This is a genomic window from Pseudoalteromonas aliena, from assembly GCF_038155085.1.
Lineage (GTDB): Bacteria > Pseudomonadota > Gammaproteobacteria > Enterobacterales > Alteromonadaceae > Pseudoalteromonas > Pseudoalteromonas aliena_A.
Map to the genome: position 1 here is coordinate 1 of NZ_JBAKAU010000004.1, position 12,967 is coordinate 12,967.

Genomic DNA, 12,967 nt, shown 5'->3' on the forward strand with positions numbered 1-12,967 from the left:
GTGACCTCGACCTTGGCAAGGTCGCGCTCTACCAACTGAGCTAGTACCGCATTTTTACTTCTTCAGTTATTTTACGTTGGTGTGCGACAGGTCGCGTTCAACATTCTAGCAACTGAGCTAGCATCGCATTTACTGATGGTAATTTAACCACTTAAACACACCAACCCCGCGTGGGTTATCGTCTTAAGCGGGGCAGGATTCTACAATAATACGGGGTGTTTGCAAGTGTTTTTTACAAATTAAAGAATTTTTCTCTATAAACCTTTAATTCCATAATCGAATCCTTAATGTCATCAAGTGCAAGGTGTGACCCTTTTTTATTCACCTGAGCTAAAACTTCAGGCTTCCAACGACGGGCTAATTCTTTAATAGTACTTACATCTAAGTTACGGTAATGAAAAAAGTCCTCAAGCTCACGCATGTACTTATTCATAAAGCGTCTGTCTTGGCCTATCGAGTTACCACACATTGGCGATGCCCCCGCTGGCACCCACTGCTTTAAAAAGTTTAGTGTTTGCTCTACAGCGTACGCTTCGTCAAAAGTACTCGCCTTACAGCGCGCTGTTAATCCTGATTTACCATGTTGTGTAGTACACCACTCATCCATACCATTAAGTAATTCATCGCTTTGATGAATAGCAATAGTTGGCCCCTCGGCTAATATATTCAAGTCGGCGTCAGTGACAACAGTTGCAATTTCAAGTATTTTGTCGCTCGCTGGTTCAAGTCCGGTCATTTCCAGATCGAGCCAAATTAAATTTGATTTATTAATAGTCATAATTACCTTAAACGGTGCTTTTCTTTAGATCCAACGCATTTCGATATATCATATTAGCATCAACCGTCGAGCTAAAGCTTTTTTTAGGAAAAGCGACATTTAACTAAGGTTATAGGCCTCCAGTGGCAAAACAGAAAAAATTAAGTAAAGGCCAATCGCGTCAGATCAAGGCCAACCACCAAAAGCGCATTAATAGCGCAGACTCAAGACCTGCTAAAAAAGGCGTGCAAGAGTGGCAAACAGATAATTTAGGTCAGGTCGAGAGCGCAATTGTGATCAGTCGTTTTGGCCAACACGCCGATGTCGAAACACAGAACGGCGATGTACTTCGTTGTAATATACGCCGCACTGTTTCTAATTTAGTGTGTGGTGATGAAGTATTATTCCGTCGTGCCAAAGTAAGTGAAGGTGATTTAGCCGGAGTAATTGAAGCCACGCAAGAACGTCGCTCACAACTTACCCGCCCTGACTTTTACGACGGCGTAAAAGTTATTGCAGCTAATATTGATCAAATACTCATGGTATCGGCAGTATTGCCAGAGTTTACCCCAAGTATTATTGACCGCTATTTAATAGCCTGTGAAGACATGGGCATTGAACCAATTTTAGTACTCAATAAAATAGATTTAATTGATGATGTTGGTCTTAGTGAAATACAAAAAGTTCTCGATATCTACCGTAAACTTGATTACCAAGTACTCCTTGTTAGTAATATATCGGGCAATGGTATTGATAAATTAAAAGAAGTACTTGTTGGTAAAAATAACATTTTTGTTGGTCAAAGTGGTGTGGGTAAATCAACCCTCGTTAATACTGTATTACCTAACGCTGAAATATTAACTAAAGAAGTATCTGAAAACAGCGGCCTAGGCCAGCATACAACAACTGTTTCACGCCTTCACCATTTACCAAGCGGCGGTAATTTAATCGACTCGCCAGGAATTCGTGAGTTTGGTTTATGGCACTTAGATGTTGAGCGTGTTACCTGGTGCTTTAAAGAATTTAGAGAATTTATTGGCGGATGCCGCTTTAGGGACTGTAAACATTTAAACGATCCGGGCTGTATAATTAAAGAAGCTGTAGCAGATGGCAAAATTTCTCAATTGCGCTTTGACAGCTACCACCGAATTTTAGAAACAATGGCCGATGGCCGTGCAGGCGCCCGTGCGCCTCGCGTATAATTTAGGAAAAATACTGTGAGTTTAGACAAATTTAAAATAGCAATGCAGTACGCAATGCCAAAACATTTTATTTCACGCGTAGTGGGTAAATTAGCCGCAGCTAAAGCAGGTGCTTTAACAACAACTTTAATTAAACTATTTATTAAGCAATATAAAGTAGATATGAGCGAAGCCCAATACCCAGATCCGGCTCATTATAAAAGCTTTAATGAATTTTTTACTCGCCCTTTAAAAGACGGCATGCGCCCAATGGTAGAAGATAGCAATATCATCATTCATCCAGTGGATGGCGCAATCAGCCAGCTAGGCGATACTGTTGACGGACAGCTAATACAAGCTAAAGGTCACGATTACAGCTTACAAGCGCTACTAGGCGGTTCACAAGATGATACAACCCCCTTTTTAGGCGGTAAGTTTGCCACTATTTATTTAGCACCTAAAGATTACCACCGTATTCATATGCCAGTTGCTGGCACACTAAGAAAAATGATTTACGTGCCAGGTGATTTATTTTCAGTAAACCCACTTACAGCGCAAAACGTGCCTAACTTGTTTGCACGTAATGAACGAGTAGTCGCAATTTTTGAAACTGAGATTGGTCCGCTTGCAATGGTGCTTGTTGGCGCAACAATTGTAGCCAGCATAGAAACTATTTGGGCAGGTACTGTCACGCCACCAGCTGGTAGCGATGTATTTAGTTGGAAATACCCAACCACTGGCGATAACGCTATCACGCTTAAAAAGGGTGAAGAAATGGGTCGATTTAAATTAGGCTCTACTGTGGTACTTGCATGGGGTGCTGATAAAGCTGAAATACTGGAAGATCAACTACCAGAAATGGTTACTCGCTTAGGTACTGCGTTTGCAAAGATTAACGATTAAAATCAATCGTTAATTAGAAATCAAAAAACCGCGTCATTTAAACGCGGTTTTTTAATTTTTGTAGGCGTGAAGCTTGCTCACGCAAAAAGCCTTTAACGTCACAATTAATAAAAGGCACAACTCACTCAAAAACCTATTTTCCACACTCTTTACACTCTGAATCTTTAATCACTTTAAAGTGCTGCTGCTTTAACGTAAGCGCATCAAAGGTTATAAACACAACTCCCTCTGAATGCCCCAGCAATAAATTGAGTGTAAGTTGCGCCTGCATAGAGCCTATTACACCAAGTAACGGGCTAATCACCCCTGCGTTACTGCAATTTATAACCGGTGTAGCTTCGCCCTGTGGAAAAACGCAGCCATAACACGGGCTATCACTTTGCCTAAAATCAAAGCCCATTAACTGCCCTTTGGTTGCGAGTGCAGCACCAGAAATTAACGGTGTTTTATTGCTAATACAATAACGATTAACACTATAGCGAGTACTAAAGTTATCAGAGCAATCAAGTACAATGTCAGCACCTTTAAACATGTTAACTGCATTACTCTCATCCAACTTTTGGCAATACGTTACTATGTCTATTTGATTATTAAGACTCGCTAATACTTTACCTGCAGCAGCGACCTTGTTTTGCCCTAAGTGATTTATTTTATAAAGCACTTGGCGCTGTAAGTTTGAAAGCTCAACCTCATCATCGTCAATTAAAATAAGCGTTCCAATACCCGCAGCGGCTAAATATAAAAGTGCGGGGCTACCTAACCCACCAGCCCCCACTACTGCAACCGTTGAGGATTTAAGTGCTAACTGCCCTTCAAGCCCAACTTCTTTTAGCAATAAATGGCGGCTATAACGAAGAGTTTCTTTTTCGCTTAGCTCATTCACGTTTACCAGCCTTGTTAGTATTGCCCTTGTTAATATTAATGTGCACTGCTTATGGCCACTTGCAGAGCACTTATAGCCTCTACGTAATTATCAGCCTCGGTAATCGCACGCACTACGGCAACACTACCCACGCCGGTTTTCGCTACCTGCTCAGCACGGCTTAAGTCAATACCGCCTATTGCCACTGTTGGATAGCTTTGCATAAGCGGTACAAATTTAATCAGCTTTTCAAGACCTTGTATTTGCCCTGTCATGTCTTTTGTTGTGGTTGGGTAAATAGCACCAAATGCCATATAACTAGGGCGATAATTATGCGCACGCAGCATTTCATAAAAGCCATGAGTAGAAAGCCCAAGCCTTAGCCCAGCGTCTTTAATAGCGGCTAAATTGGCAATATCTAAATCCTCTTGCCCTAAATGCACACCATACGCACCATGCTTAATAGCTAGCTGCCAGTAATCGTTTATAAATACCTGTGCGTTGTATTGCTTGCCCAGCTCAACAGCTTGCTTAATGAGCGCATCAAGCTCGTCTTGCGTTTTATTTTTAACGCGTAACTGCGCTGTTTTAATGCCTTGTTGTAAGCACTTATCTAACCAATCGGTGCTATCAACAACCGCATATAAGCCCATCGATTTACTTTCACAAGGCGCAAAATCTGCCGCCATATTAAAATCAAGCGGCACATCAAAATCTAGTTCATCACCCAGCCAACTACCAGGCTCAATAACTTGTGGGTAGTCAGCTAAATTAGTAGGGAACGAGGTCTGAGCAACCGGCCCAATCCCCTCACCGTAGCGTACCGACTGTTTTAGCCCTTGGTTTATATACGCTTTAGCTAAAATAAAGGCATCTTTTAATGGGTAGTCTTTAGCTAAACACGCTGCAATTACCGAAGCCATGCTACACCCGGTTCCGTGGTTATGCGGTGTTTGTATTTTTTGATTGCCTAACCAGTATTCTTCACCATTTTGCGTATTACTATCAATACAATAATCAATGCAGTAGCCACTTGGGTAATCCCAATGCCCGCCTTTAATAACAACGGCTTTAGCGCCCCAGCTTAATAACTTATTAGCCGCTTCTTTTATTGCAGCCGGGCCAATTAAATACACACCGGTTAATAACTGTGTTTCGTGTGTGTTTGGAGTTATTACATCCACCAGCGGCAGTAAACATTCTTTTATTGCACTTACAGTGTCTTCTTCTGTTAGTAAGTCACCGCTTGAGGCAATAGCGACAGGGTCATATACAATAACGGGAGGCACAGGCCATTTAGCTTTATAATGACTTATATGTTCGCTGATCAACTGAATTTGCTGCACATTGGCTAACATGCCAATTTTTATCACTTTGGCTTTCATGTCTTTTTCAAGCGCTAGTAACTGCGATTCAATAATATCGGTAGACACTGCATTAATAGCCTCTACGCCTAAACTATTTTGTGCAGTAAGCGCCGTAATTGCCGTGCAGCCATGTACACCAAAACTTTGCATTGCTTTTATATCAGCTTGAATACCTGCACCGCCGCCCGAATCAGATCCGGCAATTGTCCATACTACGTTATTCATATTTTTTCCTTACTGCTGATGCCAAAATGGCATACCCATTGTTGGAGTTGATGGGGCTGCAACATCTTTTTCAGGCATTGCTTTTGCTTGATATGCAAAGCGCCCTGCTTCAACTGCGGCTTTAAATGCGCGGCTCATAGTGATTGGGCAGCCCGCCCCTGCAATGGCTGAATTTAATAATACCGCATCATACCCCATTTCGAGTGCTTGGCAGGCATGCGATGGCAAACCTAAACCTGCATCTACTATTAATGTTGTATGGGGTAAGCGCGCTCGAATAGTTTTTAAATTATAACTATTTAACAAACCTTTACCGGTACCAATTGGTGCGCCCCATGGCATAAGCACCTCGCAACCTAAATCACTTAAACGCTGACATAATACTAAATCGTCGGTGCAATAAGGCAGTACCTTAAAGCCATCGTTAATTAATATTTTTGTCGCATCTAGCAATGCAAAAGGATCGGGTTGTAAATTGTAATCATCGCCAATCAGCTCTAGCTTAATCCAATCTGTGGAAAATACCTCTCGGCACATTTTTGCAAGTGTAATCGCCTCTTTGACACTGTGGCACCCTGCAGTATTAGGGAGTATTTTTAAACCAGTATTTTTTATTAACTGCCAAAAGTCATCACCGGCTGCTGCACTTTGTTGACGCCTAAGCGACACGGTTACAATTTCAGCGCCAGAGGCGACTATCGATTGGGTCATAATGTCGGGCGACGGATAAAGCGCAGAGCCTATTAATAAACGACTCTTTATTTGCTCACCATAAATAGTTAAACAGTCTTTATTTTGCATGGGCTTTATCCGCCTTGAATGGGTGACAGCAACTCAACACTGTCGCCTTCATTAAGTACATAGTTACTGTGCTGACTTTGCGCAATAAATTCGCCATTAACAGCCACAGCAAAAGGCGCAACTGCACCAAAGCTTTGAAGTACCTCAACGAGTGCTTTGCTATTAACATTAAGTGGCTTGCCATTAATTGTAATGTTCATTTTATTCTCACTCTATTTTTACTGTATTTGCGAAACTGCTTGCGCCACTAATGCCGGCGCTAACATATAGCCATGTCGATATAAGCCGTTAATGCTAATTACATTGCCAACTTGTGATACTTCTGGTCGGTTATCGCTAAATGCAGGGCGTAATCCAGTTTGAATATTAAGTAGCCGTGCTTCGGCAAATCCGCTGTGTACGGTATAAGCCGCTGAAAGTAACTCAAGGGTTGAGCGCACTGTTGCGGCGCCGCTGTCTTGCGATTCTATTTCGGTCGCACCAATTACATATTCACTGTTAGGTTTAGGCGCTATATAAATTGGATAACGCGGGTGCATTAAACGCACGGGCCTGATTAAACTTACTTCAGGTGCATATAACCTTGCTACTTCGCCACGTACACCTCTAAGTGGTTTATCGCCTTTAGCACCAAGCCCACGACAATCTATAATGTAGTCAAAAGTTCGATTGTTTATTTTGTTGTCGTTAATGGTTACGCGCTGATTAAATACAAACTTAACTTTGCGTTTGTTGAGCTGTGTAAAGCTGGCTTTATAAAATGCTTGGTTATCTATTTGCCCTTCGCAGGGTAAAAATAAGCCTTGATTAAAACGCCCTGCAAGTTCAGGTTCAAGCATTGTAATTTGTTGAGCATTTATATATTTGCCAGTATGATCAGCTAGCGGTTTTATACGCTGTGCAAAGCTTTGTAAATCGCCTTTGTCCTGTTGGTGCGCAATGACCAAAGTGCCTTGCTGCTGAAAAAAAACCTCACTTTCAAGCTCGGCAATAATGCTGGGCCAGCGCTTCATTGAATCAAGCCCCATTAAAGCTAAATCAGCCTCACACAATACCGACTCAGCAAGCGGTGCCAGCATGGCTGCTGCCACTTTACCGGCGCTATTTGGGGTTTGCTCATCGTCAGCTTCAAACACCGTTACATGATGCAACTTACTTAGCTCAAGGGCAGCTAAGCGCCCTGCTAAACCAAAACCCACCACAGCAATGTTATAAAACATAAAACCTCCAAAAGCAGTTATTAGTAGGTGCGAATTTACTTCGCACTTCTTCAATATTTAAAGAAGCGAGGTATAAAACCTCACCTACATCTGTATCTAACTTCTTGCGTAAACTGTTTTATACCGCTTTGTGGTAAATTTCTGAGCCTGTTTGCTTAAACTGGGCAGATTTAGCCTTCATTTCGGCTTCTACATCAATCATCTTGATTTCAATAGCCTCGCCAGCATCATTTGGATCAATACCGCGTGTTTCTAAATCTTTAGCGTAATCACGTACTTCTTGGCTAATTTTCATAGAGCAAAATTTAGGACCACACATAGAACAAAAGTGAGCCACTTTGCCTGATTCTTGCGGAAGGGTTTCGTCGTGATACTCACGAGCACGCTCTGGATCTAAACCAATATTAAATTGATCATGCCATCTAAACTCAAAGCGCGCTTTTGATAAGGCGTTATCGCGCTCTTGCGCGCCCGGGTGACCTTTTGCTAAATCGGCGGCATGCGCTGCAATTTTGTAGGTAATTAAGCCTTCTTTAACATCTTCTTTATTTGGCAAACCTAAATGCTCTTTAGGTGTTACATAACAAAGCATTGCACAGCCGTACCATGCTATTTGAGCCGCACCAATACCCGAGGTAATATGATCGTACCCTGGTGCAATGTCGGTCGTTAACGGGCCTAAAGTATAAAATGGCGCTTCGCCGCAATGCTCTAATTGCTCATCCATATTGGCTTTAATCATGTGCATTGGCACATGTCCTGGACCTTCAATAAATACTTGTACGTCGTGCTTCCACGCAATTTTAGTCAGCTCACCTAAGGTGCGTAGTTCACTAAATTGTGCTTCATCGTTGGCATCAGCAATCGAACCTGGGCGCAGGCCATCACCGAGTGAAAAACACACATCGTATTGTTTTAAAATTTCACAAATGTCTTCAAAATGCGTGTATAAAAAATTTTCTTTATGATGTGCTAAACACCACTTAGCCATAATTGAGCCACCGCGCGACACAATTCCGGTTACGCGTTTTGCCGTCATTGGTACATAACGAAGCAATACACCGGCATGAATAGTAAAATAATCAACTCCCTGCTCGGCTTGCTCTATAAGCGTATCGCGGAAAATTTCCCACGTTAAATCCTCAGCCACACCGTTTACTTTTTCAAGCGCTTGATAAATCGGTACTGTGCCAATAGGTACAGGCGAGTTACGCACAACCCATTCGCGCGTTTCGTGAATGTAACGGCCCGTTGATAAGTCCATAACGGTGTCTGCGCCCCAGCGAGTAGACCACACCATCTTTTCTACTTCTTCTTCAATAGATGAACTGACCGATGAGTTACCAATGTTGGCGTTAACTTTAACTAAAAAGTTACGCCCTACAATCATAGGCTCTGTTTCTGGGTGATTGATATTATTTGGTAAAATAGCGCGACCACGGGCTATTTCGTCGCGTACAAATTCTGGGGTAATAAATTCAGGAATACTCGCGCCAAACGACTCGCCTTTATGCTGCGCCGCAAGTAGTTCTTTACGAATTTCTGCACGTCCCATATTTTCACGAACAGCTACGTATTCCATTTCAGGGGTAATAATTCCTTGGCGTGCGTAATGCATTTGCGTTACGTTTTTACCAGCGACACCACGGCGTATTTTTGGCAGATGATCAAAGCGAATATGATCCAACCCTTCATCAGCCATGCGCTGCTGCGAAAACTGCGACGTCACTGATTCTAAAATTTCAGTGTCACCACGGTTTTCAATCCATTGCTCACGAAATTTTGGTAAGCCTTGGCGCACATCTAGTTCAAAATTAGGATCGGTATACGGGCCCGACGTGTCGTAAACACGAAGCGGATCGTTTGACTCATAAACAGGGTTTTCATCTGTGCCGCCAATAAACGTATCACTTAATGTGATTTCACGCATACCAACGCGCACGCCTGGTTGAGTACCTTCAACGTATACTTTATGAGAATTTGGAAACGGTTGACCCGTTAAGTTATAAATATATTCAGACGCGGCAGCACGAGTTTCTCGGCGTGACGCTTTATTTGTAGTGTTTGACATGACTTGCCTCATTGCTTAAGGGTTGTCTTGTCAGATATTCCAAAGGAATAGAGAAAGATCGTAAAGTAGCGTACATACTACTTTGCAGCCTAAAAAACAAAATCACTTTATTGTGCGCATAAAAAAAGACGCACAAGCGTCCTATTTTAGACAGCTTGTTCCCTACGCAGGTATTAACCTGATCAGGTTCACGGATCCCGCTTTCGCGATCTCAGCCAAAAACTAATTACTTAGCTTTGGCACTCCGACAAGTATTGATATATAAATTCTGTTCGTCGATTCGAAGGTATTATTCAACAAATCTGCGCTGAGTGTACGTCAGTTAAAAACTGCCCGCAAGGGGCTGTTTTTCAAAAATTTAAAATTATTTAGGGATAAACACAAATGTTTGCTCGCCTTGCATGACTAATTGCTGATCTTGAATTTTAAGCTCAGCACCTTGCTTTAAGGCCTGTAATAACTGTTGCTCAAACTCATCAAGCTCTCCACCACACGACCTGCGCGTCATTCCTAACTTACTTACGGTAAGGTTGCTTTCTTCAAGCGAGCCTTCACCAAAAAATTTGTTACAGCCAGCAAAACCGTTTACTTGCAGCGCTTCAATAAAGCTCATTGATGCATTAAACGATGGTGGAACCGCTAGCCCATCTACTCGTGATAATTGCCATTGGGTATATTTAAGCTGCTCACTGGTAACTTTACCTGTTGATGTGCAACCAACACATAAACCGACTATAAATATCGGTATTGCTGCTAATTTCATGCTAATACTAACTAACGTTGTCTAATTAGTGTAATAGTAACAACATTTATGCCATTTATCCGTTAAAAATGCATGTTTTAAATGTAAATTTTTGTCCTATGGTAGTCTAAAAGACATGAGGTTAAGTGCTAAGTTGTAATTTTGAATACGTTATCTATTTGCTCTGGTAAAAATGGCCTACCTTTTTCATTAACAGACGTTCCTATAATCAGTGCATTGAGCATTACTTTTTCATCGCTTTTACGTATAACAGTTTGCTTAAAGGCAAATTTTAAACGACTAATACGCTGCGGCTCTACAGCCACATAAAATTCATCACCTGGTAATAGAGAATGCTTATAATCCATTTCGCTGCGCATCACGACCAGATTAATTTTATTTTTCGCTAACTGAGCAAAATCAATACCGTGTGCGTACAAGAATTCATGTCGAGCATGCTCTAAATAATTAAAATAGACGCTATTGTTTACAATACCTTGTAAGTCACATTCATAGTCACGTACTTTAAAGTCAACTTTGAAGGTCATATTAGTAATCCTGATTATTTAACGTATAATTGCCGCGTTTATAGCACATGTGTTTAAATAATTGCTACCATACGAGTCCCTAAAATGGAGTTAAGTAACCCAATGAACTTACGTTTGTCTTTAATTACTGCAGCACTTTTACCGCTAATTAGTGCACCACTTGTAGCTAACGCTGATGACAGTGACCTTGAAAAAATCGTTGTAACTGGCGACTTTCAACGTGAAAGCATTCAAACTTTAAGCGCAAGCGCAAGCTTATTTAGTGACAGCGAGATTAACCAACGCGGTGCAAATTTCTTAGACGAAATGCTAGGTAGTACTGCTAATGTAAACTTTACGTCGGGTGCTTCTCGTGGTCGTTATATTCAAATTCGTGGTGTGGGGCTTCGTTCACAATTTGTAGATCCAATTAATCCATCGGTTGGTTTAGTTATTGATGGAATAAACTACTCAGGCCTTGGTGGCAGCTCATTATTGTTTGATATTGACCAAGTCGAAATTTACCGTGGCCCGCAAGGCACACGTTTTGGCGCAGATGGCATGGCTGGCATGATCCAAATGGAATCAGCTCAAGCCACTGCCGATCCTAGTTTAAAACTACAAGTAGGTATGGGCACGTACAACTCACGTGAAGCAGGCCTTGCAGCAAGTACAGGCTTAACAGATGACACAAGCGCACGCTTAAGCTACTTTCGTAGAAAATCAGACGGCTACGTTGATAACCTATATTTAAATGACGAAACTCAACAACAGGATGAGCAAGTAGCCCGCTTTAAATTAAATAGCCAACTTACCGAGCATTTAAACACTGAACTAAACCTTCACTACATTGATATAAACAACGGTTACGATGCGTTCACGCTCGATAACAGCCGTAACAGTGTTGCGGACGAACCAGGTCAAGATAACCAGCAAAGCTACGCCATTGGTATTAATAATACCTACACAGGTTTTAATGCCTTTGATATCAGCTTAAACGTATCGGCCATTGATACAGAGCTACTTTACAGCTTTGATGAAGACTGGGTGTGTAACGATCCGAGCGAACCACAATTATGTGCAGCAGGCTTGCACCCTTGGGGCTATAGCTCTACGGATGTTTATACACGCGATCGTGACGATCAATCAGTTAACTTACAATTTAATTCTAAAACAGGTAACTGGGTTGCAGGTGTTTATTACCAAAACCGCGATGTAGATTTAGAGCGTGAATACACATGGCTTGCAAGCTCATTTGCGTCAGCTTACGAAACCAGTAATTTAGCTCTATATGGCCAATTAGCTACGCCTATTGGGCCTAAGACTACGTTAATTACAGGTTTACGTGTTGAACAGTATCAAGGTGATTACACCGACAGTAACGGCTTTATCGAAGATACAGACGATGTAATGGTTGGCGGTAAAGTAGCACTTGAGTACCAAGTAATTGATCGTACCATGATCTACGCAAGCATCACTCGTGGCTATAAAGCTGGTGGCATTAACTCAGAAGCACTCGCTAAAGCAAAAGATGAAGGCTTAAACCTAGATGCTGATTTTTTCCAGCAACACACAAGCTTTGATCCTGAATACCTATGGAGCAGCGAGTTTGGCGTTAAGGGCTCATCCCTTGATGATAAATTCACCCTGCGTTTAGCGGCATTTTATATGCATCGCGACAACATTCAATTAAAAGCATGGCAAGTAGAAAACCAGCAGTTCACAGGCTATGTTGATAACGCAAGCTCGGGTAGCAACTACGGCTTAGAAGTTGAAGGTAGCTACCAACTTACTGAAGATTTATTTTTAACGGGCAGTGCTGGTTACTTAAATACAGAAATTGACGACTTTGTAACGCAATCGGGCTTAAACCAAGACGGCCGTGAGCAAGCGCAATCACCTAAATACCAATATGCATTTAGCGCACGTTACAACTTTACTAATGAGCTGTACGGGATGATCGGTGTTGAAGGTAAGGACGATTATTACTTCTCAGATAGCCATAACTCACAAGCGCCAAGCAGCAATTTAGTTAACCTGAGTTTTGGCTACGAAGCCGATATATGGGCAGTACGTGCATGGGCTCGTAACGTATTTGACGAAACAGTACCAACACGCGGCTTTGAGTTTGGTAACGATCCACTTGATGGTTACGAAACGCATACCTACGTACAGTTAGGCGAACCTCGCGTAGCGGGTGTAACGTTTACGCTAGAGCTTTAAAATAAAACTGATAGTTGTCAGTTAAAGATTAGAAAACACCGCGCTTAATTAAAGCGCGGTGTTTTTATTTGTAGACGTAGAGCTTGCT

At 41.9% G+C, this 12,967-nt stretch carries 12 protein-coding genes and 1 riboswitch; of the genes, 3 read left to right on the top strand and 9 right to left on the bottom strand.

Features of this window, described 5'->3' with window-relative positions; genetic code table 11:
- Positions 1-232: 232 nt before the first annotated feature.
- Positions 233-778: an oligoribonuclease gene (gene orn / locus V6260_RS05650; RefSeq protein ID WP_341593079.1), complete on the bottom strand. Its 546-nt coding sequence runs from the start codon at positions 776-778 to the stop codon at positions 233-235.
- A 122-nt stretch (positions 779-900) separates the two neighbouring features.
- Here orn and rsgA point away from each other — a divergent pair, with 122 nt between their 5' ends.
- Both rsgA and asd read left to right on the top strand, forming a co-directional pair.
- A complete protein-coding gene (gene rsgA, locus V6260_RS05655; protein ID WP_341593080.1) occupies positions 901-1,959 on the top strand; it encodes a small ribosomal subunit biogenesis GTPase RsgA in 1,059 nt (352 codons plus the stop codon).
- Between the two features lie 15 nt (positions 1,960-1,974).
- Positions 1,975-2,841 carry an archaetidylserine decarboxylase gene (asd, locus tag V6260_RS05660; RefSeq protein WP_341593081.1) on the top strand — a complete coding sequence of 289 codons (867 nt, stop codon included), beginning with the start codon at positions 1,975-1,977 and terminating at the stop codon, positions 2,839-2,841.
- Between the two features lie 133 nt (positions 2,842-2,974).
- On the opposite strand, the gene V6260_RS05665 is transcribed toward asd, so the two are convergent.
- The 8 genes from V6260_RS05665 to V6260_RS05700 form a co-directional block, all read right to left on the bottom strand.
- Positions 2,975-3,724 carry a HesA/MoeB/ThiF family protein gene (locus V6260_RS05665; RefSeq protein WP_341593082.1) on the bottom strand — a complete coding sequence of 250 codons (750 nt, stop codon included), beginning with the start codon at positions 3,722-3,724 and terminating at the stop codon, positions 2,975-2,977.
- A gap of 35 nt (positions 3,725-3,759) precedes the next feature.
- A complete protein-coding gene (thiE, locus tag V6260_RS05670) occupies positions 3,760-5,295 on the bottom strand; it encodes a thiamine phosphate synthase (RefSeq protein WP_341593083.1) in 1,536 nt (511 codons plus the stop codon).
- 9 nt (positions 5,296-5,304) lie between these two features.
- Positions 5,305-6,096, bottom strand: coding sequence for a thiazole synthase (locus tag V6260_RS05675; RefSeq protein WP_341593084.1), 792 nt, complete (start codon positions 6,094-6,096; stop codon positions 5,305-5,307).
- 5 nt (positions 6,097-6,101) lie between these two features.
- A complete protein-coding gene (thiS, locus tag V6260_RS05680; RefSeq protein WP_341593085.1) occupies positions 6,102-6,296 on the bottom strand; it encodes a sulfur carrier protein ThiS in 195 nt (64 codons plus the stop codon).
- Positions 6,297-6,314: 18 nt separating this feature from the next.
- Entirely contained in the window at positions 6,315-7,316 is a 1,002-nt protein-coding gene (locus V6260_RS05685) for an FAD-dependent oxidoreductase (protein WP_341593086.1), read from the bottom strand.
- 118 nt (positions 7,317-7,434) lie between these two features.
- Positions 7,435-9,387: a phosphomethylpyrimidine synthase ThiC gene (thiC, locus tag V6260_RS05690; protein WP_341593087.1), complete on the bottom strand. Its 1,953-nt coding sequence runs from the start codon at positions 9,385-9,387 to the stop codon at positions 7,435-7,437.
- Positions 9,388-9,529: 142 nt separating this feature from the next.
- A riboswitch (TPP riboswitch) is annotated at positions 9,530-9,644 on the bottom strand.
- Between the two features lie 107 nt (positions 9,645-9,751).
- On the bottom strand, positions 9,752-10,150 hold the full coding sequence (locus tag V6260_RS05695; RefSeq protein WP_341593088.1) for an META domain-containing protein: 399 nt from the start codon (positions 10,148-10,150) through the stop codon (positions 9,752-9,754).
- Between the two features lie 128 nt (positions 10,151-10,278).
- Positions 10,279-10,677, bottom strand: a complete 399-nt coding sequence (locus V6260_RS05700) for an acyl-CoA thioesterase (RefSeq protein ID WP_341593089.1) — start codon at positions 10,675-10,677, stop codon at positions 10,279-10,281.
- 84 nt (positions 10,678-10,761) lie between these two features.
- Here V6260_RS05700 and V6260_RS05705 point away from each other — a divergent pair, with 84 nt between their 5' ends.
- Entirely contained in the window at positions 10,762-12,879 is a 2,118-nt protein-coding gene (locus tag V6260_RS05705) for a TonB-dependent receptor (protein ID WP_341593090.1), read from the top strand.
- Positions 12,880-12,967: the final 88 nt, after the last annotated feature.